This is a genomic window from Asticcacaulis sp. P2_C5 (assembly GCF_056404555.1).
In genome coordinates, this window is record NZ_JBFUDU010000006.1 from 286,545 (window position 1) to 310,595 (window position 24,051).

General features: G+C 61.8%; 24 protein-coding genes. 14 read left to right on the forward strand and 10 right to left on the reverse strand.

The features are described from left to right. The first annotated feature begins 47 nt into the window (after positions 1-47). From AC1DXO_RS12950 to AC1DXO_RS12970, 5 genes are all read left to right on the forward strand, one after another. Positions 48-257 (forward strand): type II toxin-antitoxin system RelE/ParE family toxin, encoded by a 210-nt coding sequence (locus tag AC1DXO_RS12950; RefSeq protein ID WP_476978648.1) that lies wholly within the window; start codon positions 48-50, stop codon positions 255-257. Further along, entirely contained in the window at positions 254-691 is a 438-nt protein-coding gene (locus AC1DXO_RS12955; RefSeq protein ID WP_476978570.1) for a YdeI/OmpD-associated family protein, read from the forward strand. The genes AC1DXO_RS12950 and AC1DXO_RS12955 overlap by 4 nt, the downstream gene beginning before the upstream one ends. 20 nt (positions 692-711) lie before the next feature. Continuing rightward, entirely contained in the window at positions 712-1,863 is a 1,152-nt protein-coding gene (locus AC1DXO_RS12960; RefSeq protein WP_476978571.1) for an acyltransferase family protein, read from the forward strand. Positions 1,864-2,169: 306 nt separating this feature from the next. Further along, positions 2,170-4,215 (forward strand): phosphocholine-specific phospholipase C, encoded by a 2,046-nt coding sequence (locus AC1DXO_RS12965; RefSeq protein ID WP_476978572.1) that lies wholly within the window; start codon positions 2,170-2,172, stop codon positions 4,213-4,215. A gap of 43 nt (positions 4,216-4,258) precedes the next feature. Beyond that, complete coding sequence (locus AC1DXO_RS12970; protein ID WP_476978573.1) at positions 4,259-5,689, forward strand: ArnT family glycosyltransferase; 1,431 nt, start codon at positions 4,259-4,261, stop codon at positions 5,687-5,689. Here AC1DXO_RS12970 and AC1DXO_RS12975 read toward each other — a convergent pair. The 3 genes from AC1DXO_RS12975 to AC1DXO_RS12985 form a co-directional block, all read right to left on the reverse strand. Continuing rightward, positions 5,658-6,875, reverse strand: a complete 1,218-nt coding sequence (locus AC1DXO_RS12975; RefSeq protein WP_476978574.1) for an RNA polymerase sigma factor — start codon at positions 6,873-6,875, stop codon at positions 5,658-5,660. The genes AC1DXO_RS12970 and AC1DXO_RS12975 overlap by 32 nt on opposite strands. Next, complete coding sequence (locus tag AC1DXO_RS12980; protein ID WP_476978575.1) at positions 6,876-7,217, reverse strand: YciI family protein; 342 nt, start codon at positions 7,215-7,217, stop codon at positions 6,876-6,878. Between the two features lie 92 nt (positions 7,218-7,309). Next, on the reverse strand, positions 7,310-7,744 hold the full coding sequence (locus AC1DXO_RS12985) for an OsmC family protein (RefSeq protein ID WP_476978576.1): 435 nt from the start codon (positions 7,742-7,744) through the stop codon (positions 7,310-7,312). A gap of 234 nt (positions 7,745-7,978) precedes the next feature. On the opposite strand from AC1DXO_RS12985, the gene AC1DXO_RS12990 reads away from it, so the two are divergent. From AC1DXO_RS12990 to AC1DXO_RS13000, 3 genes are all read left to right on the forward strand, one after another. After that, on the forward strand, positions 7,979-9,271 hold the full coding sequence (locus AC1DXO_RS12990) for a spinster family MFS transporter (RefSeq protein WP_476978577.1): 1,293 nt from the start codon (positions 7,979-7,981) through the stop codon (positions 9,269-9,271). 247 nt (positions 9,272-9,518) lie between these two features. After that, positions 9,519-9,935, forward strand: coding sequence for a hypothetical protein (locus AC1DXO_RS12995; protein WP_476978578.1), 417 nt, complete (start codon positions 9,519-9,521; stop codon positions 9,933-9,935). Between the two features lie 8 nt (positions 9,936-9,943). Continuing rightward, the gene (locus tag AC1DXO_RS13000) at positions 9,944-11,110 is read left to right on the forward strand and encodes an AAA family ATPase (protein WP_476978579.1); all 1,167 of its coding nucleotides are present in this window, start codon (positions 9,944-9,946) and stop codon (positions 11,108-11,110) included. 3 nt (positions 11,111-11,113) lie between these two features. Here AC1DXO_RS13000 and AC1DXO_RS13005 read toward each other — a convergent pair whose 3' ends face one another. Both AC1DXO_RS13005 and AC1DXO_RS13010 read right to left on the reverse strand, forming a co-directional pair. After that, positions 11,114-12,232 (reverse strand): Fic family protein, encoded by a 1,119-nt coding sequence (locus tag AC1DXO_RS13005; protein ID WP_476978580.1) that lies wholly within the window; start codon positions 12,230-12,232, stop codon positions 11,114-11,116. A 56-nt stretch (positions 12,233-12,288) separates the two neighbouring features. Further along, entirely contained in the window at positions 12,289-13,182 is an 894-nt protein-coding gene (locus tag AC1DXO_RS13010) for a DMT family transporter (protein ID WP_476978581.1), read from the reverse strand. 118 nt (positions 13,183-13,300) lie between these two features. Here AC1DXO_RS13010 and AC1DXO_RS13015 point away from each other — a divergent pair, with 118 nt between their 5' ends. Further along, complete coding sequence (locus AC1DXO_RS13015) at positions 13,301-13,744, forward strand: Lrp/AsnC family transcriptional regulator (protein ID WP_476978582.1); 444 nt, start codon at positions 13,301-13,303, stop codon at positions 13,742-13,744. 87 nt (positions 13,745-13,831) lie between these two features. Beyond that, positions 13,832-14,677 carry a fumarylacetoacetate hydrolase family protein gene (locus AC1DXO_RS13020; protein ID WP_476978583.1) on the forward strand — a complete coding sequence of 282 codons (846 nt, stop codon included), beginning with the start codon at positions 13,832-13,834 and terminating at the stop codon, positions 14,675-14,677. A gap of 107 nt (positions 14,678-14,784) precedes the next feature. Here the strand turns inward: AC1DXO_RS13020 and lldD are convergent, their stop codons facing one another. Genes lldD through AC1DXO_RS13045 form a run of 5 tightly spaced genes read right to left on the reverse strand, consistent with a single transcriptional unit; the run spans position 14,785 to position 19,325 of the window. Beyond that, positions 14,785-15,915 (reverse strand): FMN-dependent L-lactate dehydrogenase LldD, encoded by a 1,131-nt coding sequence (gene lldD, locus AC1DXO_RS13025; protein WP_476978584.1) that lies wholly within the window; start codon positions 15,913-15,915, stop codon positions 14,785-14,787. A gap of 1 nt (position 15,916) precedes the next feature. After that, positions 15,917-16,726, reverse strand: a complete 810-nt coding sequence (locus AC1DXO_RS13030; protein ID WP_476978585.1) for a kinase — start codon at positions 16,724-16,726, stop codon at positions 15,917-15,919. Continuing rightward, on the reverse strand, positions 16,710-17,678 hold the full coding sequence (locus AC1DXO_RS13035; protein WP_476978586.1) for a 2-hydroxyacid dehydrogenase: 969 nt from the start codon (positions 17,676-17,678) through the stop codon (positions 16,710-16,712). Before AC1DXO_RS13035 ends, AC1DXO_RS13030 begins: the two co-directional genes overlap by 17 nt. 33 nt (positions 17,679-17,711) lie before the next feature. Continuing rightward, entirely contained in the window at positions 17,712-18,488 is a 777-nt protein-coding gene (locus AC1DXO_RS13040) for an SDR family NAD(P)-dependent oxidoreductase (protein WP_476978587.1), read from the reverse strand. A gap of 12 nt (positions 18,489-18,500) precedes the next feature. Continuing rightward, a complete protein-coding gene (locus tag AC1DXO_RS13045; RefSeq protein WP_476978588.1) occupies positions 18,501-19,325 on the reverse strand; it encodes an IclR family transcriptional regulator in 825 nt (274 codons plus the stop codon). Between the two features lie 75 nt (positions 19,326-19,400). Here AC1DXO_RS13045 and rhmD point away from each other — a divergent pair, with 75 nt between their 5' ends. The 4 genes from rhmD to AC1DXO_RS13065 all read left to right on the forward strand — a co-directional run bounded on the left by rhmD (position 19,401) and on the right by AC1DXO_RS13065 (position 24,043). Further along, a complete protein-coding gene (gene rhmD / locus AC1DXO_RS13050; RefSeq protein WP_476978589.1) occupies positions 19,401-20,600 on the forward strand; it encodes an L-rhamnonate dehydratase in 1,200 nt (399 codons plus the stop codon). Positions 20,601-20,845: 245 nt separating this feature from the next. Then, the gene (locus AC1DXO_RS13055) at positions 20,846-21,718 is read left to right on the forward strand and encodes a 2,4-didehydro-3-deoxy-L-rhamnonate hydrolase (RefSeq protein WP_476978590.1); all 873 of its coding nucleotides are present in this window, start codon (positions 20,846-20,848) and stop codon (positions 21,716-21,718) included. After that, complete coding sequence (locus AC1DXO_RS13060; RefSeq protein ID WP_476978591.1) at positions 21,715-22,461, forward strand: SDR family NAD(P)-dependent oxidoreductase; 747 nt, start codon at positions 21,715-21,717, stop codon at positions 22,459-22,461. The genes AC1DXO_RS13055 and AC1DXO_RS13060 overlap by 4 nt, the downstream gene beginning before the upstream one ends. A 115-nt stretch (positions 22,462-22,576) precedes the next feature. Further along, positions 22,577-24,043 carry a GH1 family beta-glucosidase gene (locus tag AC1DXO_RS13065; protein ID WP_476978592.1) on the forward strand — a complete coding sequence of 489 codons (1,467 nt, stop codon included), beginning with the start codon at positions 22,577-22,579 and terminating at the stop codon, positions 24,041-24,043. Positions 24,044-24,051: the final 8 nt, after the last annotated feature.

The following is a 24,051-nucleotide window of genomic DNA, read 5'->3' on the forward strand; positions in this document are numbered from 1 at the left end:
TTCAATTATCTGGCTAAGGAAGCCGGCCGTCAGACGGCTTGTTCGATGTGCTTTATGATCGCCTGACCGAATACCCTGAAAGTGGTGCGCTGCGCCCAGGCCTCGGCTCGCGTATCCGGATCGGCGTCGTTTCCCCGTTTCTCGTAATTTACCGCTTCACAGCCGGCACCGATACGGTCACAATCCTACGCATAATTCATGGCAGCCGCCGGATCATAAGGCGACTGTTAAGACAAGGGCCGAGGGAAACAAAATGAAATTCCACACCACCCTACAACAACCCGAAGGCCGGTCCGTCACCGGCATTGAAATACCGGCCGGGATTATCGACGCACTTGGCGCCGGCAAGAAGCCGCCGGTCGCACTCACGGTCAATGGCTACACCTATCGCAACACCGTCGCCGTCATGGGCGGCAAATACATGGTCGGGTTCTCGTCCGAACACCGCGCCGCCTCGGGCATCAATGGCGGCGATGCGATCACGGTCGACATCGAACTCGACAGCGCGCCACGCGTGGTCGAGATACCCGAAGATTTCCAGGCCGCCCTGGATGCCGCCGGCGCCGACGAAGCCTTCGACAAGCTGGCCTTCAGCCATCGCAAGGAACATGTCCGCGCCATCGAAGAGGCCAAGACGCCTGAAACGCGGGCGCGGCGCATCGAAAAAGCTGTCACCAAAATATTGGGATAACCGTCACATAGGGGGCCATCATGGCAGAGACGACCAACACGCGTTGGCAGGCGCTCGATATCCTGCGGGGTCTGAGCATCATCTTTATGCTGCTCAATCTCAATCCCGGTGCGTGGGAGCACCAATATGCCTTTCTAGTCCACGCCAAATGGGAGGGCGGCACCTTCATCGATATGGTGGCGCCCGTCTTTCTGTTCTGTATCGGCGCGGTTATTCCGCTGTCGCTGCGGCGGCGGATAGATGGCGGCCAAACAGTGACTGAGCAAGCGCGCCATATCGTGGTGCGCGGCCTGATCCTGGTTGTGATCGGGCTGTTTCTCAATGCCTATCCCACGTTTGACTTCGCTCATCTGCGCATACCGGGCGTTCTGCAGCGCATCGGTGTCAGCTACATGGTTGTCGCGCTGTTCGTCCTGCTTACCGCCCGGCGCGACGGCGGCTTCAAGGCCAGCAAGACCGCCATGGCCTACGCCTTCGTCGCTGTCGTCATCTCCTGGTTCGTTCTGCTCTATTTCGTGCCGGTACCGGGCTTCGGTGCACCGCGCTTCGATCCGGTCGGCAGTTGGCCAGCCTTTTTCGATCGGACCGTCCTGACTACCGACCACATGTTCATCTGGTGGCCGGTCAACGGCAAGGTCGTCTTTGACCCCGATGGCCTGCTCAGTACCTGGCCGGTCTGCGCCAATGTCCTCGCCGGCGCTTTGGTTGGACACGTCTACGCCGAAAAAACTCTAAGGCGGCCCGTCCTTTATTGGCTGGGCGCGGGACTGCAACTGATACTGATCGCGGTGCTGTTCAACACGGTCTGTCCAATCATCAAGAACATCTGGACCAGCACCTTCGTCCTGTTCACGGTCGGCTTTTCACTGATCTGCCTGTCCGGGCTGACCCTGCTGACGGAACATCTCAAGGCCGGGCCGCTGTTTTTCCCGGCCACGGTCTATGGCTCCAATCCGCTGCTGGCCTATATCCTGTCCTTCCTGGTCGCGCCGCTGATCGATTGGCAACTGTTCCCGCAGCCCTGGTATTCACTGCGCAGCGCCGGCAATGTCTTTTTTGCCCAGTGGTTTCCTCCCAACCTGGCCTCCTTGAGCTTCGGCCTGGTGATGATCACCTTGATCTTCCTGGTGTTGTGGGTCTGTTATCGTAAACGCTGGTTCCTAAGACTCTGACTGCGGGATGCGTGAAACAGAAAGTTGGAACACGGATCAGGCACGGATCGGATGAAGACATCCGGCACGGATCACACGGATTTTGTGATCAAAATCAATACCTTGATTGATAAGTCGAGAACTGCGCTGCGCGCGCGTAAGCTCAAAACAAGTGCTTTATATCGCGCCTGCATCCGTGCAATCCGTGTGGATTGCCATCGGCAAATCCATCTGCGCTTATCCGTGGTAAAAACTTCTACCCTTACGACGTCGTAAAGCTGTCGCAATCCTGTTCTTAAGTCGCGGGCACATCCGGGGAGCAGACCTATGTCCATCGATCGCCGCGCCTTTCTCGCCTCAGCCCTGGCCGCCGGCGCTCTGCCCGCCTCGATCGCGCGGGCGCTGGATATCCCGGCGAAACGCGTCACCGGCACGGTGATGGACGTCGAACACGTCGTCATCCTGATGCAGGAGAACCGCAGCTTCGACCACTATTTCGGCACCTTGCGCGGCGTGCGCGGCTTTTCCGATCGTTTTGCAACGCCGGTTGCAAACATGATGGACCGCACGGGTAAGACGATCCTGGTTCAGCGCGACGAGAACGACGACAAACGCCTGATCGTGCCCTATCGCCTCGACACCCAGGCCGATTTCCACCGCATGCGTACCGAAGGCACGCCGCACACCTTTCCCGATGCGCAGGCAGCGTGGAACAATGGCCGTATGGACGCCTGGCCCCAGGCCAAACACAACCGGTCGATGGGTTATTTCACCCGCGAAGATATCCCGTTTCAATATGCGCTGGCGGAGGCCTTTACGCTGTGCGACGCCTATCATTGTTCAATGCACGCCGGCACCAATCCCAACAGAGTCTATCACTGGACAGGCACCAACAATGCCGCCGGCGACAAGGGCGGGCCGGTCATCGACAACGGCTACGACCATCTGTCGGGCGATCCGAAGGGGCATGGCGGCTATAGCTGGACGACCTATCCTGAGCGGCTGAGCGACGCTGGCGTGTCGTGGCAGATCTATCAGGATATGAATGACAACTTCACCGACAACCCATTGGCCGGCTTCAAAGCCTATCGCGCCGCCGAGAAGGCCAAGGACGGTCCGCTGGCGGAACTGGCGCGGCGCTCGATCCGCACGCGCGACCTCGACAAGTTGCGCGAGGACGTGTTGGCCGACAAACTGCCGCAGGTGTTTTGGATCATCGCCACCGCCGAGGGGTCGGAGCATCCCGGACCGTCAAGCCCCGCCCAGGGCGCCGACTATACCGCCCGCGTGCTGGATGCCCTGACCGCCAATCCCGACGTCTGGGCAAAGACCGTCCTGCTGATCAATTTCGACGAAAACGACGGCTTTTTCGACCATGTGCCGCCGCCCGCACCGCCGTCACGATGGTCCGCCGGTTTCCTCGGTGAGAGCCAGATCGACACCACCGGCGAATATCACCTGGCCGACGACAAATTCAAAGGCCGTCCCTATGGTCTGGGGCCGCGCGTACCGATGTATGTCGTCTCGCCGTGGAGCAAGGGCGGTTTCGTCAACTCGCAGGTCTTCGACCACACCTCGGTCATCCGTTTCCTCGAGGCGCGCTTCGGCGTCCGCGAGCCCAATATCTCGGCCTGGCGTCGCGCCGTGTGCGGCGATCTGCTGACCTGCTTCGATTTCGCCAATCCGGATACCGCCGTCGCACAGGTTCCCGCGACCGCAGACCTGGCCCTGCGCACACGAAAGCTTTCCGGCACCGTCAATCCCTCCCCGCCAGACGGCCTGGAGCCGCCCGTCCAGGAAAGCGGCCAACGCCCGGCGCGCGCCCTGCCCTATGATCTGGCCGGCCAGCCGGTGATTGGCTTCTCGGCTGGCTTCGAAGTGGAAAATCGTAGTCCCGATTTGGCGGCGGTATTTCACGTGTACAGCGGGATATCGTCTGTTGCCCAGCCTCTGCGCTACACCCTTGCTCCTGGCGGCAAGGCGATGGCGACGGTATTTGCCGAGCATGGCGTGATCGACGTCCACGTGTTGGGGCCGAATGGCTTTTACCGCGGCATGTCGGGCGGCAACAACACAAGGGCCGTGGTGCGGCTGGACGGCATAAGGTTAAGCCTGCGCAACGAGGGCGACGAGGCCATGCAGCTAACGATCAGGGACGAGTCCTACGGTCAGCCGGACCAGACTGTCGCGCTTGGGCGAGGTGAAAGCCGATTGATCGTGCTTGACCTCTCGGCCAGCCATAACTGGTACGACGTCAGCGTGTCCGCACCGTGGCTGTATGCCCGCTTTGCCGGCCATATCGAAAACGGCATGCCCTCGTTCAGCGATCCCGCCCTGGGTGGGCCGGCGCCGTTGAGCCTCCCGGACATCTGACAGGACCAGTTGCCAGCCGGCGCGAAACCGGCCAATAAGGGCCATGTTCGAACGCCTGAAATCCCTGCCCTGGCTGGCCATACTGATCGGTTCCATGACCGTGCTGCGTCTGGTGGCGGCGGCCAATATGAACCTGGTGCCGGACGAAGCCTATTACTGGCTGTGGTCGCGCCACCCCGCCGCCGGCTATTACGACCATCCGCCCATGGTGGCGTGGTGGATCATGATCGCGCCCGATGGCTTCGACACGTCGCTGTTTGTCCGCCTGCTGTTCGTCCTAAGCTTTCTCGGCGTCACCTGGTTCATGTATGACGCCGCGCGGGTGTTGTTCGACGAGGCGGTGGCGCGGCGCACGGCCCTATGGCTCAATGCCTGTCTGCTGCTCAGCGTCGGTTCGGTGCTGGCCACGCCCGATCCGCCCAGCGTCCTGATGTGGGCCGGTGGCCTATGGGCTCTCGCCCGTTTGCAAGCCAGCGATCAGGGCCAATATTGGCTGGTTTTCGGCCTGTTTGCCGGGCTGGGCGTCGAGGCCAAATATACCAACCTGTTTCTGGGCCTCGGCGTCGTCGCCTGGATGATCCTCGACACGCCGGCGCGCAAGTGGCTGCTGACACCGTGGCCCTATCTCGGCGCGGTCGTAGCGCTGGCCGCCATGGCGCCCAACCTCCTGTGGAACCTGCAGCACGACTGGATCTCAGTCACCAAGCAGTTCGGCCGTATCGGCGCCAGCCATCTGACCCTGAACTTCCTGATCGAGTTCCTGCTGTCGCAACCGTTGTTGCTCAATCCTCTGGTCTTCGCCTTTACGGTGCTGGGCGCCCTGGCGGCCTTCCAGACCAAAGACTCGCGCCTGCGCTTGCTGGTGGCGACGCCTATGCCGCTGTTCGCCTATCTGCTGGTCCATGTCTTTCACGACCGCATCCAGGGCAACTGGACGGCGCCGGTCTTTCCCGGCCTGGTCCTGTTGGGCGCCGTTGTGGCGGAAGGCCTGCAGGGCCCATCCAAACTGCAACGCGTGCGCTGGCTGGCGGCGCCGGTCGGCATCGGCCTGAGTGTTGTCGTTCTGGTCCTGATGTCCGTATCAGGCCATGTCGTTGGCATGGGAGGCTTGTCGGAAAGCTGGTTCCGCCTGGCGGACGGCATATTTGTCAAAAGCCACAGAACAGATTGGATTGCCGTTACCGACTACAATACCCAGGGCGAACTGGCCTACGAAACCACCCGACCGACCTTGTCCTGGGGTTTCGCGCCCTATGCCATGGCCGAGCGCGAGCGCTACCCGTGGCAGGGACTACCGCCGAAGGGCCGCGCCCTGATTGTCGTGGCGGCGGACAAGACGATCGATGTCGGGCGGTGTTTTACCCATATCGAGGACGCGGGAACGGTATCGCGCACGGTCAAGCCAGGCAAGAAATCGACCTATCGCCTCTACACCGGCACGCTCAGTGATCCCCACTGCGACCTGGCGCGTTGAGTTTTTCCATCAGGAAGGCGCGTTGGGCCGGGTGCTGGCTCAAACCTATGGCCCGCTCATAGGCCGACCTGGCCGCTTCATCGCCGAGGACCGTCAGCACATGCGCCCGAGCCACCCACCAAGGCTGATAGTCGTTCATGCGCCCACGATCCATATCGTCCAGAACCGCCAGCCCCTGCTCCGGCTGGCCTGACTCGGTCAATGCCACCGCATAGCCTGTCCGTGCCGCCAGAGATGGCGCAACCTTGAGCAAGGCGGCATAGAGGCCGGCGATACCTTCCCAATCCGTGGTCCCGGTGACGCCGCGCCGGATATGGACCGACTGGATCAGAGCCTCTAGCCGGAACCGGCCCAAGGCACGCGGGTCCGTGGCGTTCAAAAGACGATTGGCGTGATCGACCATCGCCCAATCCCAAGCCGCCGGGTCCTGACGATCGAGGCTGATATAGGCGCCGTCCCGGAAACGCGCCGCCTTACGCGCCTCGCAATAGAGCATCAACGCCAGCAGCCCGTTCAACTCCGCCGTGGCCGCCATCAGTCCGTGCAGAGACTGGGCCAGGTCCATGGCTTCGTCGGCCAGGCCGCGATGATCGCCATCGCCGGCATAGTCACCCCAGCCCAGACTATAGGCAGCATAGATGGCATTCAGAAGTGCCGGCAGGCGGTGCGCCCATTCGTTGGCGTTGGGCACATCGAACGGAATGCCGGCGTCGCGGATCTTGCTCTTGGCGCGACTGAGCCTTTGCCCCATGGCAGCCGGCTTGACCAGAAACGCCGAGGCAATACGCTCGGCGCTGAGCCCCAGGACGGTTTGCAGCATCAGCGGCGTACGCACAACTTCGTCGATCGCCGGGTGCGTGCAGACGAACATCAGCTTGAGGCGTTCGTCTGGAAACGCCGCCGCTTCCGTTACATCCTGCATCATCAGTTCCAGGGTCGGTTCGGCTTCGGTGCGGACCTTGTCGCGGCGCCAGCCGTCGTTCAGGCGATTGCGCGCGACACTGAGCAGCCAGGCCTCTGGACGATCCGGGACCCCGGTTCGCGGCCAGGTTTCCAACGCGCGTAAAAAAGCGGCGGCCAGGGCTTCCTCGGCCGCCGCGATATCGCGTGTGCGCGCGGACAAGTAAGCGACCAGCCGGCCATAGGCCGTGCGCGCCACCTTTTCCGCCGCCGCCCCCGCGTCCATTCACATAACAAGCTGTGGGCGGACTTCGACACAGCAACCAGGCCTGACCGGCAGGCGTGCAGCCCACTTCAGCGCCTCATCGAGTGAGGGTACATCGATCAGGTAGAAGCCCCCCAGCATTTCACGGGTCTCGGCAAACGGGCCGTCTTCCACCGTGTGACCGCCTTCGTTTATACGGACGGTCGTGGCGGTTTCCGTGCCCTGCAGGCCGGCACCGCCGGCCATCACGCCAGCCTCGATCAGGGCCTGAGTGTAGGCTGGAAAGGCGGCATTATAGGCCAGGTCGTTGCGAAAAGCCTCAAACGAGTCGGCTGTCTCATAGATCAGCAGGGCGTATTTCATGGCTGGCTCCTATGTCCTGTTGCGAGCGCAAGGTTGCGGCTCGTGACCATGACGCGCCACGATGCCGCATTTCGACACACCACTGTAAAAAATTACGCTAAAATAGCTTCCAGCGTAATCGGCACGGAAGCCAGCGCTTTTGATACGGGGCAGCCAGCCTTGGCGCCGGCAGCGATTTCCTGGAACTGGTCAGCGGAAATGCCCGGTATGGCGGCGGTCAGTTTCAGCTTGATTCCAGCGATCGAGAAACCGCCCTCGCCTGGCTGCAGGTCAACGCTGGCTTCGGTGTCTATGCTGGTCGCGGTAAAACCGGCGCTGGCCAGGGCGAAAGCCAGGGCCATGGAGAAACAGCCCGAATGGGCGGCGGCGATCAGTTCTTCCGGATTGGTCCCGGCCTGGCCATCGGCATTTTCAAAGCGCAGTTTGAAGCTGTAGGGCTGGCCGGACAGGACCCCGCTCTGTGTCGTCAGGGTGCCTTCGCCGGACTTGCCGTCGCCGGCCCAATGGGCTTTTGCCGTGCGGATCATGGTGTCTCTCCTTTTGGGGTTGATGTCTTTGGCGATGCCGGGGCGGTTGTAGCGCGGCGATCAGATCAGGCAAATAAAGTTTTCGTACGATTTTTATGGATCGTCGGGCCGACGGTAGGGGCTACTGTGGCGCCATAACGACCTCAACGCTCTACGACCTTACTGCGCTTGACAACCGATGCGGCTCACGACCAAGTGGCCGCCACTTTCGCGCGGTCGACAGGGACGTTCTTGATGCCAGACACTCACCGAGCTGCGGAGTCCGCAAAACCAGCGGCCGGCACGACGGGCCGCTATTTTGTCCTGGCCCTGCTTATACTCGTCTACACGCTGAACTTCCTCGATCGCCAGGTGCTGAGCATCCTGAAGGACAGTATCAAGGTCGACCTGAACCTGAACGATGCACAACTGGGCTGGCTGGGCGGTTTGCCGCTGGCCCTGTTCTACTGCATCTTAGGCGTCCCCGCCGCCTGGCTGGCCGACCGTACCTCGCGCGTCTGGATCATGACCTGGGCGCTGGCCATCTGGTCGGGCTTTACGGCCCTGTGCGGCCTGGCCGGCAATCTGTGGCAACTCTCCATCTGCCGCATGGGCGTCGGCGTCGGTGAAGCCGGTGGTGTCGCGCCGGCCTACAGCCTGATCTCCGACTATTTCCCGGCCCGGATCCGCGCCCGTGCCCTTGGGCTGTTCTCTCTGGGCATTCCGTTGGGCAGTGCCGCCGGCGTACTGTTCGGCGGCCTGCTGGCAGCGCACGTCAATTGGCGTTACGCCTTCCTGGTCGTCGGCGCTGCCGGCGTCGTCCTGGCGCCAATCTTCCGGCTCTTGGTCAAGGACCCACCGCGCGGCGGCAATGAGGTGGTCCCTACCGCGGCCGGCACGCCCCTCGGCCTCCTGGCCGTGGCGAAGCTGGCAGCAATGAAGCCGTCCTTCTGGCTGCTGTCCATCGGTTCGGCCTGTGCCTCGATGGTCGGATATGGCGTCATGTACTGGATGCCGTCCTTCCTGGCGCGATCGCTGAATATGGATCTGGTCAGCCGATCGGAGCTGTTCGCCGGGGTATTGCTGATCGGCGGCGTCTCCGGGCTGGTGCTCGGCGGTTTTCTCGGCGACAGCCTGGGCCGCCGGACAAAGACCGCCTATGCCCTGATCCCCGCCGCGGCCTTTCTGATTGCCGCGCCCCTGTACGCCCTTGGGGTGATGGCCAAGACTCCGCAAGCCGCCTTCCTGCTGTTTCTGGTCCCACAGGCTCTGGGACTGGTGTGGCTGGGGCCGATCCTCACAGCTGTCCAGCATCTGGCGCCCGCCGCCTCGCGCAGCGTGATGTCGTCGTTGTTCCTGCTGATCAACAATCTGATCGGGATCGCCCTGGGCACCTATGCCTTCGGCAAACTGTCGGACCTGCTGAAGCCGCACTATGGCGTCGACTCGATCAAATACGCCTTTTTATGGGGGCTTGGCTTCTACGGCATTGCCGCCGTACTGCTGATCTTCGCAGCGACCCGCCTCAAAAAGGATTGGGTCGAATAAGTAAAAGAAGCCCCCCGGCCAGGGGAAACCGGAGGGCTTATTTCCCATTACCCGGAAATCTCTCACGCTTCCCGGATGATGGAATTTTGCGGGTCAAATTAACCCTTGTGTCCAGATTAGGGCATCTGCGGCCGGCCCGCCATATGGACCATGCGGCGGAAAAATCAGCAGGCGATAAACATGACGATGCGGTAACTCGACAGCATGCGTACTGCGTGCCTATAACAGGGCAAACGGGAGACCTCGCATGTTCGCCACGCCCCTGCTGATCGCCGCCCTCGCCATGACGCCGGGCCAGATTTTCGACGGCCTGACGGGTTCGTGCTGGCGCACCGACATGGCCGGCGGCAGCACGGACACCCATTGCTTCACCATGACGGCCGGCGGCAAGCTGGTTATGGATGTGCACAAGGTGCGCACGCCGAACGGCATGCCGGTTTATGAAGGCGTCACCCTTTATCGCTCGGACAAGGATATGGTCGGCTACAGCTATTACAACAGCGAAGGTGACCTCTATCCCGGCACCGCCGAGCGCACCGGCGCCGATATCCAATTCGGCCCCGACCTGACCTGGCGGCTGGCGGGCGATGGCTACGACGTCATCTCGCCCAAGGGCACACAGCACTTCGTCAAACAGGGGCCGGCGAGCGACGGCGGTCTTTAGTCGGGCCTATGATCACCACCCTGGCCATTTCCGGTTATCGGTCGCTGCGCAACGTCGTGCTCGAACTGGAACCGTTGAACGTGGTGACCGGCGCCAATGGCTCGGGCAAGTCCAGCCTCTATCGCGCCCTGCGTCTGCTGGCCGACATCGCCCATGGCAATGTCATTCGTGCCCTGGCACTGGAAGGCGGGCTCAACTCGGTCCTGTGGGCCGGTCCGGAATATTTTTCGCGCGAAATGCGCTCCGGCCAGTATCCGATCCAGGGCACGGTCCGCAAACATCCGGTCAGTTTGAAGATGGGCTTCGCCACCGACGAGTATGGCTATGCGATCGACCTGGGCCTGCCGACTCTGGATTCGCTGGCCATCAAGACCAAGTTCGGTTCAGACCCGCACATCAAAACGGAGTCGCTCTGGGTCGGTCAGGTCTTGCGCGCACGCAACGAGATCGCCGCCCGCCGCGGTCCCAGCGTCCGCGTTCGTGACGACAGCGGAAGCTGGAAACAGGTCTTCACCAGTATGTCGACCTTCGACAGCATGATGACCCATGCCAGCGATCCGCGCGACGCCATCGAACTGCTGCGGTTGCGCGAACATATGCACAATTGGCGTTTCTACGACCATTTCCGCACCGACCGCGACGCGCCGGCACGTTCACCGCAGATCGGCACCTATACGCCTGTCCAGGCTGGCGACGGCAGCGATCTGGCCGCTGCGGTCGAGACGATTCTGGAAATCGGCGATGAAGACGCACTCGCCGCCGCCATAGACGACGCCTTTCCCGGATCGACGGTCGATATCGACGACCAGGGCGGTTATTTCGAACTGCTGATGCGTCAGCGCGGCTTGCTGCGGCCTTTGCGCGCGGCCGAACTGTCCGACGGCACCTTGCGTTACCTGCTGCTGGCGACGGCCCTGCTGTCACCGCGCCCGCCGGCCTTCATGGTGCTCAACGAACCGGAAATGAGCCTGCATCCCGACCTGATGCCGGCACTGGGGCGGTTGATCGTCAAGGCTTCCGAACGCAGCCAGGTCGTGGTGGTGTCGCACGCCGAAGGCCTGGTCTCGGCCATCGAGCAGGCCGGCCGCAGCAAGCGGATTACGCTCGAAAAAGAGCTGGGCGAGACGCAGATCATCGGCAACGAAGCGCCGTCGTGGGAATGGCCGGAGCGGTAGCCACTATCGCAGACTTTCGACTGAGACATCCGAGACCGGTTCTATCTCAAACGGCAAATAATAACGCGTGGACTTGCGCTGGCCCGTCCGGTTCAAGGCGCCCATCTCGACCAGATCTGCCAGATCACGGGTCGCCGTGGCGCTCGTCGTATCGGCGATCGTCTGGTAGTTGGCCGCGCTCAGGCCGCCACGAAAGCCCTCCGGACCTTCTGCCAGCATGCGCAGCAACACCTTTTCCTGGCGAAAATTGATCTGCGTCCGGACAGCATTGAGCAGCCGCGATTTCTGCAAGGTGAAGTCTATCAGGCTAAGAGTGCGGCGTTGCGCTTCGATAGCCTTGGCGGCAAACCACAGCAGCCAGTCCGTAATATCCATCGTGCGGCTGGCGCGTTCCAGCGCCTGGTAATAGTCACGACGGTGACGCAGCAAGGTCGGCGCCATGCCGAGAATGCCGCCGCTCGGCATGCCCAGGGCCTTCTCGATCAAGGCCCGACCGATCCGGCCATTGCCATCTTCGAACGGATGGATCGACTCGAACCAGAGGTGAAACAACCCCGCCCGAATAACCCCTGGGTCGCGCGGTGCTGCGTTGAAGCTGTCGATCAATACAGCCATGTCATCGGCGATCCTGGCGGCGGGCGGCGCCTCGAAATGGACTTTCGGCGCCGACAGCGGGCCCGACACGATCTGCATCGGGTCGTCGCCACGCCGATAACGACCGACATCCGCCAGGTCGTTGCGGCCGTTCACCACCTGGCTGTGCCAGTCGAACAACATGTCGTGGCTCAGCGGCGACTCCATGGCGACAAAGAGGTCGACCATCATCCGGGCCATGCCGGCTTCGGACGCATTGGGCCGGCGGGCATCTGTCGCCAACCCAAGCTGCCGCTGGATCGAGGATTGCACGCTGTCGCGGTCGAGGCGTTCCCCTTCGATGGCCGAACTGTCGACCGCTTCGCCGCTCAGCAGTTCCACACGCAATGCCGTCTGCGCGCCGCCCCCAAGATGTTTGGAGACGCCGATCAGCCTTCCCGTGCCTTCCGCAAACAGGGTTTCTGCACGGTGCATAATGGCAACTTCATAGGTGAAGTGGGGCCATTCGGCGTGCTGCCAATTCCACATGATCGATAAATCCACAATTTATAGATCACAATATAGCATAAAAGTGATCTATAAGCCTACACCTTATCGATCACCGGTGCCGCAACCGATCTTTTGCCAAAGGTCCAGCCCTGGTTCATCGCCAGGGCTGCCAGCAGGATGGCGGCGGCGCCGACAATCTGGGTGATGGTCAGCCGATGGCCGAAAGCCAGCCTGTCGACCACGATCGCCACGACCGGATAGACGAAGGACAGGGCTCCGACGAGGCTGGTCGGCAGCTTCTGGATGGCGCTGTACAGCAGGATATACATGACGCCCGTATGCACCACGCCGAGGGTCAGCATGATGGCCCAGGCGCTCATCGGCATGGATCGCGCCGGATGGGAGAAGGGCAGCATCATCGCCACGCCGACCACGAACTGGATCAGGGCGATCAGATGCGGTGGCGTGCCCTTCAGCAGTTTGGTGGCAATGGCCGCCAGGGCATAGAGAAACGCTGCCCCCAGGGTCAGGAGAATACCAATCAGGTAATCGCTACCGGTGCCGCCTTTTACCTGGACGATCAGTACCACGCCGGCAAAGGCCAGCCCCAGCCAGCCGAGTTGCGTCAGCGTCACACGTTCCCGAAACAGAATTGCACCCAGCGCCACCAGCATGAAGGGTTGGGTATTGTAGACCGCTGTTACCACGGATATCGAGGCCTTCGGATAGGCGGCGAACAGCAATAGCCAGTTGGCCACAATGGCCACGCCGCCCAGAGCTGCCAGTCCCGCCTGACGCCAGGTCATGAGGCCACGGCGCAACAGGCCCATGGCGGCACAGACCACAAACAAAGTGAGTGCGCCGAACAGGCAGCGCCAGAAGACAATATCGCCGACCGGCTGGCCAGACTTGACCACACACCAGCCAAGGGTGCCCGCGATCAGCATGGCCCCCGTCATTTCGGCCGCACCGCGTGTTTTGTCCTTCATGGCAATCTCCTTTGCAAGGCGCCAAGACTAGAAGGTCGCGCGGCGCAATTCCATGGACAAAAGACGCTTATTTTGATAAAATGCCTCACAATATGAAGTAATTTTTGGATTTTGCCTTATGATCGATGAACTCGACCGCCGCCTGATCGACGTCCTGGTCGAGGATGCGCGCATCTCCGTCAAGGACCTGGCCGCACGGGTCGGCCTGTCGTCGCCCAGCGTATCGGAGCGCCTGCGCCGGCTGGAGGAGCGCGGCGTGATCCGGGCCTTTACGGTCGATATCGATCCGATGGCCCTGGGTTACACGTTACAGGCCATAGTCCGGGTGAAGCCCCTGCCTGGCAAGCTGCATATCGTCCAGCAACTGTTGGGCGATATCCGCGAAGTGAGTGAGTGCGACAAGGTGACGGGCGACGACTGCTTTATTGTACGGTTGCATCTGCGCTCGATCGAGCAATTGGACCAGATCCTTGACCGGATTATCGACAAGGCGGCGACCAGCACGTCGATTGTCAAGGCGCAGCCGGTGCGCCGGCGGTTGCCGCCCTTGCATGAGGCGTAATTTTATTTGTGCGACAATTAGGCCTTTACGTCGCGACGTGAGCAGATTATCGAGCGGGACAACCGCCCGCCAGCAAGGATTTGCGCCATGAAACTTCTCCGCTTCGGCCCTGTGGGCTCAGAAAAGCCCGGCCTGCTCGATTCCGACGGCCGCATCCGCGATCTGTCGTCGCTGGTCTCCGATATCGCCGGTGACGTCCTGTCTCCGGACAGCCTGGCGCGTCTGGCCGTCATCGATCCCGCCACCCTGCCCCTGGCGCCGGAAGGGTCGCGTTATGGCTCCTGCGTCGGTCGCGTCGGCAAGTTCATCTGCATCGGCCTGAACTATGCCGACCACGCCGCCGAGAGCAATCTGCCGGTGCCATCCGAGCCGGTCATCTTCATGAAGGCGACCTCGGCGATTGTCGGTCCCAACGATGAAGTGCTGAAGCCACGAGGCTCGACCAAGCTCGACTGGGAAGTCGAACTGGGTGTCGTCATCGGCAGACGAGCGTCCTATGTGTCGGAGGCCGAGGCTCTGGATTATGTTGCCGGCTATTGCACCATCAACGACGTGTCGGAGCGCAATTTCCAGATCGAGCGCGGCGGGACGTGGGACAAGGGCAAGGGCTGTGACACCTTCGGTCCGATCGGCCCTTGGCTGGTGACGAAGGACGAGGCTGGCGACGTGACGAATCTCGCCATGTGGCTGGAGGTCAATGGCCGCCGCTTCCAGAACGGGTCGTCATCGACCATGGTGTTCAAGCCGGCCTTCCTGATCCATTATGTGTCGCAGTTCATGTCGCTGCATCCGGGCGACGTCATCTCGACCGGCACGCCGCCGGGCGTCGGCATGGGCCAGAAACCCGATCCGATCTATCTCAATCCGGGCGATGTCATGGAATTGGGTATTCAGGGCCTGGGCCAGCAACGTCAGGTGGTTGGCGCGGCGTAAGATTTTTCCCACAGATTGGCACAGATTTTCACAGATTAAGAAAGAAGATTTGAACCTTCTTTCTTAATCTGTGAAAATCTGTGCCAATCTGTGGGCCAAAGGCTTGATTAAGCTAGCAAATCCGACGTTATGTCGCTAACCCTCGTGACACCCGTCAAGGCCATGGCCGTGCGCATTTCCTTGTCGATCAGGCTAAGCAGGTTCGTAACCCCCGCCTCGCCCGAAGTCGCCAGGGCGTAGATATAGGCCCGGCCCAACAGTACGCCCTTCGCGCCCAGGGCCAGCATGCGCACCACGTCCAGCCCCGTCCGGATACCGGAATCGGCCAAAACCGTCAGGTCATCGCCGACCGCCTCGGCGATCGCCGGCAGGGCGCGGGTCGTCGACAGGGCGCCGTCCAGTTGCCGCCCCCCATGGTTCGACACCACAATGCCGTCGGCGCCGAAGCGCACCGCGTCGCGCGCGTCCTCCGGGTCGAGGATGCCCTTGATGATCATCGGCCCCTTCCACACGTCGCGGATCCATTCCAAGTCCTGCCATGAAATCGACGGATCGAAATTGGCACCCAGCCAGCCGATATAGTCTTCCAGGCCGGTCGCCTTGCCGAGATAGTCCGAGACATTGCCCAGATCGTGCGGCGTGCCCATGACGCCGACGTCCCACGCCCATTGCGGCTTGGTCATGGCCTGGAGAATACGGCGGATCGGTCCGTAATCGCCGCTCATCCCCGAATGCTTGTCGCGGTAGCGCGCGCCGGGCACCGGCATGTCGACGGTGAAGACCAGCTTGGTAACGCCCAGGCTCTGCGCCCGTTCCAGGGCATGGCGCATGAAGCCGCGGTCCTTCAGGACATAGAGCTGAAACCAGATGTCGTGGCCGGATTTTTCGACGATTTCCTTCAGTGGACATAGGGAAACCGTCGAGATGATATAGGGTACGCGTGCCTTTTTGGCGGCCTTGGCGACCTGGACCTCGCCGCGACGGGCATACATGCCGCCCAAGCCAACCGGCGCCAAGGCGACCGGCATGGCCATCTTCTCGCCGAACAGTTCCGTTTCCAACGACACGTCGGCGACGTTCTTGAGGATGCGCTGACGCAAGGGCAGACGCGACAGGTCGTCGACATTGGCGCGCAAGGTCATCTCGGCATAGGAACCGCCATCGAGATAGTCGAACAGGAAACGCGGAAGCCTGGCCTTGGCGGCGGCGCGATAGTCGGTGGCGGCGGAGATAATCATGTCAGGCCTCGATAAGGTTTCGGTCGGCGTCGATGCGCAGGGTCAGGTCGGCGCGTGACGGCATCTCACGCAGGATATGGCGCGTCAGGCGTTCATAATGCTGGATAAAGTACACGACTTCGGCATCGGACATGACGTGTGTGCCGGTTATGCCCTTTGCGGCGAGGTCGCGCGCCAGATCGTGCTCCTGCTGGGTGCGCCACGCCTGGACGATCTCGAATCCGGGGGCCGCCAACAGGATCAGGCGATCAAGACGACCATACAGGCGGGCATAGAGGCCAACCAGTTGCGTATTGGCATAGGTCCGCCACACGCTGTCGGCATCGCGCTCGCGTTCCAGGTCATTGACGGGCTCGGTCAGGTCCGCCGGATCCTGCGCGATCGCGCCGACACACCAGCCTTCAAAGAGAATCACATCGACCGGGTCGTGAATAACCGGCCATTCGCTCGCGGGCACAGGATCGTCGTGAGCCTTGTCAAAGCGCGGCAATGCGGTTGCGCGACCGTCCGTCAGAGCATCGAGCACCGCAATACCCAGTTCGACGTCGTGGGTGCCGGGTACGCCGCGCGTGGCAAACAGGGGATGGATATCCGCCGCCAATTCGGCGCGCTCGGCATGGGACAGATACAGGTCGTCGAGCGACAGGACGGCAACCCTTGCCCCCTCGCCTTCCAGCCGCGCTTTCAGGCCCACAGCCAGGGTCGATTTGCCTGAGCCCTGGGCACCGCAAATACCGACGACCAATGGCCCGGACTGGGCAGCACGCCAATCCCGGACCGCATCCGCCACCCTGTCAAGCAATGCGGTCAAGCAGCGGTTCCCCCTTGAAGAAGGCGTCGACATTGGCGGCGGCGCGCAGCCCCATATTGGTCCGCGTCTCCAGGGTGGCACTGCCCAGGTGCGGCAGCAGGACGGCATTGTCGAGGTCGAGGAGGTCGGGGTGAACCGTCGGTTCGTGCTCATAGACGTCGAGCCCTGCCGCCCAGATGACGCGATCGCGCAGGGCCCTGGCCAGGGCCGGTTCATCGACCACCGAACCACGCGCTGTGTTGATCAGGATGGCGGTCGGCTTCATCAGCCCCAGGCGCCGGGCATCGATCATATGGCGGGTCGCCTCCCCGCCGGGGCAATGCAGCGACAGGACATCCGAGCGCGCGGCGATGTCATCGACCGAGGCGCAATAACTGGCGGCAAAGGCGCTCTCGACTTCCGGGGCGACCGGGTTGCGGCTGTGATAGAGGATATTCATGCCGAGCGAGGTCCGGGCGCGGTGGGCGGTGGCCTGGGCGATACGGCCAAAGCCGATCAGGCCGAGCGTCTTGCCCTGCAGGGACTGGCCCATCAGCGCCGTCGTGCCCCAGCCTTTCCAGCCTCCGGCGCGCAACTGGCGTTCGCCTTCGGAGGCACGGCGCGACGTCATCAGCATCAGCAGAAGCGCGATATCGGCGGTCGCTTCGGTCAGGACATCAGGCGTGTTGGAGACGAAGATGCCGGCATCTTTTGCGGCGGCAAGGTCGATATGCTCGAAGCCCGCGCCGAAATTGCCGATCATCTTCACCCGCGGATTCGGTGCGGCAAACACGGCGGCCGTCAGCTTGTCGGTGACGGTTGGGCAAAGGGCGTCATACTCGGTCATGGCCGCGACCAGTTGGTCGGGTGTCAGGGCCGCCGCCTCATTAACCGTGACATCAAAGCGTTCGCGTAGCCAGGCTTCCGCGGCTTCGGGCCACCGGCGGGTCAAAAGGATTTTCGGGCGGGTCATGTGCAGTCCTTGGGTCGAATCCGTAGCCGCAATCTATTGCAGATTGACGAACAGACCGCCATCCGTCAGCACCGATGCACCCGTGACATATCCACTGAGATCAGACGCCAGGAAGACCACGACCTTGGCGATGTCGTCGGGATGGCCCAGCCGGCCCAGGGGAATACGCTTTTCCATATAGGCGCGCTTGGCCGGGTCGGCGAGATCGTCCTTGTTGATATCGGTGGCAACCGTGCCCGGCATGACCGAGTTGCAGCGTATACCATGACGGCCCAGTGCGATCGCCGTCGACTGCATCAGCGAATGGACCCCGGCCTTGGTGGGGGTGTAATGGGTCTGCATCTCTCCGCCGACCAGGGCCGAGATCGACGACACGGCGATGATCGATCCGCCGCGACCTTCACTATCACGGCCCTGCTCCACCATCTGGTTGGCGGCCGCCTGGCACATATAGTAGGCGCCGCTGAGATTGACGTTGAGCGTGCGCAGGAAGACGTCCTGCGGCATGTCGAGAAAGCTGTGGAACGGGCAGATACCGGCATTGGAGACGAAGGCCGTCACACCGCCCAGAGCCCGGGCTGCGCCCTTGACGAAGGCCGGCGCCGAAGCCGGATCGGCAACGTCGCCGTCATAGACGAAGGCCTTGCGCCCCAGCGCTTCGATCTCGGCCACCACGGATGCCGTGGCTTCGGCGTCGTTATAGACGTTCAGGCCGATATCGGCACCGTGACGGGCGCACATGACGGCGGTGGCGCGGCCGATACCGCGCGACGCCCCCGTGACCAGCACCTTTTGTCCTTGAAGCAGCATGGAGGTTCTTCCCTATGATCTTATATGTTTTTCGGTCCAGCCGAACTCGGCCGAAATGGCGCGGACGGTGGCCAGGACGTCGTCGGTGAGCGCCTTCATGCGCGCGTCGTCCATATATTGCGCGGCGCTGGAAACGCTGATCGAACCGATGATGCGATTGCCGGCGTCACGGATCGGTGCTGCCACGCAGCGAATACGGTCTTCGTTTTCTTCCAGGTCGAGCGCATAGCCTGCCTGGCCATAGGCCGTCATGCGCGTCATCCATTCGTCTTCCGGCACGCGATATTGCGGGTAGTCGCGGCCTTCGCGGACATACAGGTCGTGCAGCGCCGCCGGACTGTCATCCAGCAACAAAGCCTTGCCGATACCGGTTGAGCGCAGGGGCTGGCGTTCGCCGATGCGCGAGCTGATCTCGATGCGCCGGCTGCCCAGCACCTTGTCGAGATACAGGGCCCGGCCATTGTCGAGGATGCCGAGGTGTACGGTGTCGCCGGTCTGTCGCGCCAAGGTAACCAGATAGTCGTGGGCGACGCGCGCCAGGTTCATCTGGCGCGACGCCAGATAGCCCAGTTCCAGCAGGCGCGGCCCCAGGCTGTAGCCGACACGCGGCGTGAAGTTGAGGAAGCGCTGTTCGACCAGGGTCGTGGCCAGGCGGTGGGTGGTGGACCGCGTCAGTCCCAGGGCTTCCGACAGTTCGGGAAGGCTCTTGCCGCTGTCGGCCACCGCCATCAGCACGTCCAGGCCGCGCACAAGGGTCTGCGCGCCGGCCAGGGACTTGCCGGCGACCGGATCATCGATACCTTCCGGCAAATTGTCCGTTGACGCAGTTTGTTTCATTCTTTAAAACTCATATCTAAATTGTGGGACGAAGCCAAGCCAAATCCTGATAAAACGTCCCAAATGGTGAGACTAATGTCAAAATATTCAAAGATCAAGCATGTCCGCGCATTTGTGATCAAGGGCGGCGAAGGCGGCGGCGGGGCGGATTATCATGACCAAGGCGAAGGCCACTGGATCGACAATCATATCGCCACCTCTATGGGCCGTTATCCCGAATACCGCCAGAGCCGCAAGTCTTTCGGCATCAATGTTCTGGGCACCCTGGTCGTCCAGATCGAGTGCGAGGACGGCACGACGGGCTTTGCCGTGACAACCGGCGGAGAACCGGCGGCCTATCTGGTCGAAAAGCATTTTTCGCGCTTTCTGGAAGGCCGCGACCCATTCGACTACGAGACCATCTGGGACCAGATGTATTTCGCCTCGCAATATTACGGCCGCAAGGGCATCGTGGTGAACGCCATTTCCGGCGTCGACCTGGCGCTGTGGGACCTGATGGGGCGCCTGCGCGGTGAGCCTGTCTATCATATGCTGGGCGGCGCCGTGCGCGACGAACTGCAGTTCTATGCCACGGGCGCACGGCCGGATCTCGCCAAACAGATGGGCTTTATCGGCGGCAAGCTGCCCCTGCTGCATGGTCCGATCGAAGGCGACGCCGGCTTGAAAAAGAATGTCGAACTGCTTGCCGATATGCGGGCCCGGTGCGGTGACGATTTCTGGCTGATGTACGACTGCTGGATGGCGCTGGACGTGAACTACGCCACCAAACTGGCCCATGCCTGCGCACCCTATGGCCTGAAATGGATCGAGGAAGCCATCTCGCCCGACGACTACTGGGGCTACGCCCAACTGAAAAAGAACGTCCCGGCCGGCATGCTGGTCACCACCGGCGAGCACGAGGCCACGCGCTGGGGCTTCCGCATGCTGATGGAGATGGACTGCTGCGACCTGATCCAGCCCGATGTCGGCTGGTGCGGCGGGGTGACCGAACTGCTGAAGATCTCGGCCATGGCGGATTCGCGTGGCATCATGGTCGTGCCGCACGGTTCATCGGTCTATTCGTACCACTTCGTTATCACGCGCCATAACTCGCCGTTTGCCGAGTTCCTGATGATGGCGCCCAAGGCCGATCACGTCGCACCGATGTTCCATCCGCAATTGCTGGGCGAACCTGTGCCGGTCAATGGCCGCCTGAACGTATCCGCTTTGGATAAACCAGGCTTCGGGGTCGAGCTCAATCCCGACGTCGCGTTGTTCCGGCCGTATACGCATTAGATTTTTTGACCACGAAAAACACGAAAAACACGAACAAGGAAGATTTTGGAACCGCGAATGAACGCGAATGAACGCGAATATTTTTTGGGAACACCTCCAACGTTGTGGGCACGCTTCCCTAAAATGAGCGCCTTTGGCGCTCGCTCTTAATTAGCGTTCATTCGCGTTCATTCGCGGTTCCTAAATCTTGTTCGTGTCGGTTCGTGAGGTTCGTGGTTCAAACCTTCCTTAAAGAGGACCTATCCATGAAACTCTGCCGCTACGGCCCCAAGGGCGCCGAAAAACCCGGTCTCGTCGACGTCGATGGCCGCATCCGCGATCTGTCAGGCCTGGTCTCCGACCTGACGCCCGACACGGTGCGCCTGTCGCAACTGGCCAAGCTTAAGGGCATCGATATCTCCGCCCTGCCCGTCGTCGCCGGTTCACCGCGCTATGGCGTACCCGTCAGCGGCATCGGCAAGATCATCGCCGTCGGCCTCAACTATGCCGACCACGCCGCCGAATCCAACCTGCCCGTCCCGCCCGAGCCGATCTTCTTCACCAAGGCGATCACCTCGCTGACCGGCCCCAATGACGACGTCATGAAGCCGCGCGACGCCACCAAGATGGACTGGGAAGTCGAACTGGGCCTGATCATCGGCAAGACTTGTCGCTATGTCGACGAAGCCGACGCCCTGGATCACGTCGCGGGCTATGTCCTGGTCAACGACGTCTCCGAACGCGCCTTTCAGAAGGAACGCGGCACCCAGTGGGTCAAGGGCAAGGGCTGCGACAGCTTCGCCCCGACCGGTCCGTGGCTGGTCACGCCTGACGACGTCGGCGACGTGCACAATCTCGACATGTTCCTCGATGTGAACGGCCAACGCATGCAGACCGGCAATACGAAGACATTGATCTTCAACGTGCCCTTCTGCATCAGCTATATTTCGCGCTTCATCACCCTGCAGCCGGGCGACCTGGTTATTACCGGGACGCCGCCCGGCGTCGGCGAAGGCAAAAAGCCCGATCCGATCTACCTCAATGCCGGCGACACCATGCATCTGGGTGTGTCGAAGCTGGGTGAACAGCGTCAGACGGTTGTGCCCTTCTCGCTCGAAGGCCAGGAGATTCTCGGATGATCTATGCAGGACGTTTTGAAGGCCGTTGCGCCATCGTCACTGGCGGGGCATCGGGCCTGGGTAAAGCCGCTGCAACACGTATCGTCGCCGAAGGCGGCAAGGTGGTCTTGTGGGACCTCAATGCCGCGGCGTTGGAAACCGCCATGGCGGACACGGGTGCTTCCGGTGTCGTGTCTCTCGACGTGTCGAACCATGACGCCGTCAAGTCGGCGGCGGCACATTCGCAGCGTATCCTGGGCAGGATCGATATCCTGATCAACTCGGCTGGCATCACCGGCGCCACGGTGCCGCTGTGGGAATTCCCACTCGACTCGTGGCTTCAGGTCATGAACATCAATCTCAACGGTCTGTTCTATTGCTGCCGTGAGGTCATCCCCTACATGCTCGAAGGCGGCTACGGCCGCATCGTCAATGTGGCGAGCGTCGCCGGCAAGGAAGGCAATCCCAATGCCTCCGCCTATTCGGCCTCAAAGGCCGGCGTGATCGGCCTGACCAAAAGCCTGGGCAAGGAACTGGCGACCAAGGGCGTTATCTGCAACGCCCTGACGCCGGCAACGTTTGAATCACCCATCCTGGCGCAACTGCCGCCGTCACAGGTCGACTATATGCGCTCGAAGATCCCCATGGGACGTCTGGGCATTGTCGACGAAAGCGCCGCCACGGTGTGCTTCATGGCGTCGGAGGAATGTTCCTTCACGACAGCCTCAACGTTTGACACTTCCGGCGGCCGCACGACCTTCTAACCTGATCGGCTCCGCGTTCCGGGCCTTTTTATGGCTTGACCACGGCCCGAAACTCCCTTCAATCGCAGACGGCCCGTTCAATGAGGCCGATATAAACTGTGTTGAGGAGACCATCATGAACCGTCGCGAACTGCTCGCGTCCGGCCTTGGCTTTATGGGCGCCGCTCTGACGCCCGTCATGGCCAGCGCCAAATCCAAACCCAAGCCTGTCACGGGCCCCGAGCCCGGCAGCTTCCCCCCTGGCTTCTTCTGGGGCGCGGCCACGGCCGCCTACCAGGTCGAAGGCGCCTATAACGAAGACGGCAAGGGCGAATCCGTCTGGGACCGCTTCGTTCTTGCCCCCGGCAAGATCAAGAATGGCGACACCGGCAATGTCGCCTGCGATAGCTATCACAAATACCCGCAGGACATCGCCCTGCTCAAGGCGCTGAACCTGAAGAGCTACCGCTTCTCGACCGCCTGGACGCGCATCCAGCCCGACGGCACCGGCCCGGCCAACCAGAAGGGGCTCGACTATTACAGCCGCCTGACCGACGCCCTGCTCGAAGCCGGCATCCGCCCCATGCCGACCTTGTATCACTGGGACCTGCCGCAAAATCTCGAAGACCTGGGCGGCTGGCCGAACCGCGACACAGCGGCGCGCTTTGCCGACTACGCCGCCATCATGGGCAAGACCCTGGGCGACCGGATCGAGAACTGGACCCTGTTCAACGAATCCAAGACCTTTACGCAACTGGGCTACTGGAACGGCATCTTCGCGCCCGGCCGCAAGGACCCGCTGGCCTTCCTGAAGGCGACCCACGTCGTCAATATGGCCCATGGCTTAGGCTATGCGGCGCTGAAAGGCGTCAATCCGAAGCTCAAGGTCGGCAGCGTCTATGACGTCGCCCCCATGCTGCCGGCCACGGACTCAGAAGCCGACAAGGCTGCGGCCAAGAAATGGGACCTGTTCCTCAATGCCTGGTTCGCCGGTACGGTGATCAATGGCGCCTATCCGGAAGGCGTCCTGCCGGCCGATCAACAAAACACCCTGCTCGACTTCCGTCCGGGCGACGAAGCCATCATGAAGGCCGATCTCGACTTCGTCGGGCTCAACTACTATGCCCAGTGGCGCGTCTCGGCCTCGGACGACAACGGCGGCATTCCAGGCGTCGGCGTCAAGGGCGAATGGGCAACCGGCGATCACGACAAGACCGATATCGGCTGGGACATCTATCCACAGGGCTTCTACGATATCCTGAAGCGCATGCACGAGATCACCGGTGCGCGGCCGATCGAGATCACCGAAAACGGCGCCTGTTACAATGTCGGCCCGGACGAGAGCGGCGCCATCCACGATCCCAAGCGGATCGAATGGCTGAGCCTGCACCTCAATCAGCTGTCGAAGGCCATTGCCGACGGCGTGCCGGTGCGCGGTTATCACTGCTGGAGTCTGATGGACAATTTCGAATGGGCTCAGGGCTATTCGATGCGCTTCGGCCTGGTCCATGTCGACTTCAAGAACGACCAGAAGCGGACGATCAAGGATTCCGGTTACTGGTATGGCAAATGCGCCGCAGCCAATAAGGTCGTGGCCGCCTAGCACAAAAC

Coding starts and splice junctions, on each gene's coding strand:
- AC1DXO_RS13055 (WP_476978590.1), top strand. CDS start 20,846: ATGAAACTCTGCCGCTACGGCCCCAAGGGCGCCGAAAAACCCGGTCTC.
- AC1DXO_RS13060 (WP_476978591.1), top strand. CDS start 21,715: ATGATCTATGCAGGACGTTTTGAAGGCCGTTGCGCCATCGTCACTGGC.
- AC1DXO_RS13005 (WP_476978580.1), bottom strand. CDS start 12,232: ATGTGGAATTGGCAGCACGCCGAATGGCCCCACTTCACCTATGAAGTT.
- rhmD (WP_476978589.1), top strand. CDS start 19,401: ATGTCAAAATATTCAAAGATCAAGCATGTCCGCGCATTTGTGATCAAG.
- AC1DXO_RS12965 (WP_476978572.1), top strand. CDS start 2,170: ATGTCCATCGATCGCCGCGCCTTTCTCGCCTCAGCCCTGGCCGCCGGC.
- AC1DXO_RS13035 (WP_476978586.1), bottom strand. CDS start 17,678: ATGACCCGCCCGAAAATCCTTTTGACCCGCCGGTGGCCCGAAGCCGCG.
- AC1DXO_RS13065 (WP_476978592.1), top strand. CDS start 22,577: ATGAACCGTCGCGAACTGCTCGCGTCCGGCCTTGGCTTTATGGGCGCC.
- AC1DXO_RS13045 (WP_476978588.1), bottom strand. CDS start 19,325: ATGAAACAAACTGCGTCAACGGACAATTTGCCGGAAGGTATCGATGAT.
- AC1DXO_RS12975 (WP_476978574.1), bottom strand. CDS start 6,875: ATGGACGCGGGGGCGGCGGCGGAAAAGGTGGCGCGCACGGCCTATGGC.
- AC1DXO_RS13010 (WP_476978581.1), bottom strand. CDS start 13,182: ATGAAGGACAAAACACGCGGTGCGGCCGAAATGACGGGGGCCATGCTG.
- lldD (WP_476978584.1), bottom strand. CDS start 15,915: ATGATTATCTCCGCCGCCACCGACTATCGCGCCGCCGCCAAGGCCAGG.
- AC1DXO_RS12995 (WP_476978578.1), top strand. CDS start 9,519: ATGTTCGCCACGCCCCTGCTGATCGCCGCCCTCGCCATGACGCCGGGC.
- AC1DXO_RS12980 (WP_476978575.1), bottom strand. CDS start 7,217: ATGAAATACGCCCTGCTGATCTATGAGACAGCCGACTCGTTTGAGGCT.
- AC1DXO_RS12985 (WP_476978576.1), bottom strand. CDS start 7,744: ATGATCCGCACGGCAAAAGCCCATTGGGCCGGCGACGGCAAGTCCGGC.
- AC1DXO_RS13020 (WP_476978583.1), top strand. CDS start 13,832: ATGAAACTTCTCCGCTTCGGCCCTGTGGGCTCAGAAAAGCCCGGCCTG.
- AC1DXO_RS12960 (WP_476978571.1), top strand. CDS start 712: ATGGCAGAGACGACCAACACGCGTTGGCAGGCGCTCGATATCCTGCGG.
- AC1DXO_RS12990 (WP_476978577.1), top strand. CDS start 7,979: ATGCCAGACACTCACCGAGCTGCGGAGTCCGCAAAACCAGCGGCCGGC.
- AC1DXO_RS13040 (WP_476978587.1), bottom strand. CDS start 18,488: ATGCTGCTTCAAGGACAAAAGGTGCTGGTCACGGGGGCGTCGCGCGGT.
- AC1DXO_RS12955 (WP_476978570.1), top strand. CDS start 254: ATGAAATTCCACACCACCCTACAACAACCCGAAGGCCGGTCCGTCACC.
- AC1DXO_RS13000 (WP_476978579.1), top strand. CDS start 9,944: ATGATCACCACCCTGGCCATTTCCGGTTATCGGTCGCTGCGCAACGTC.
- AC1DXO_RS12970 (WP_476978573.1), top strand. CDS start 4,259: ATGTTCGAACGCCTGAAATCCCTGCCCTGGCTGGCCATACTGATCGGT.
- AC1DXO_RS13015 (WP_476978582.1), top strand. CDS start 13,301: ATGATCGATGAACTCGACCGCCGCCTGATCGACGTCCTGGTCGAGGAT.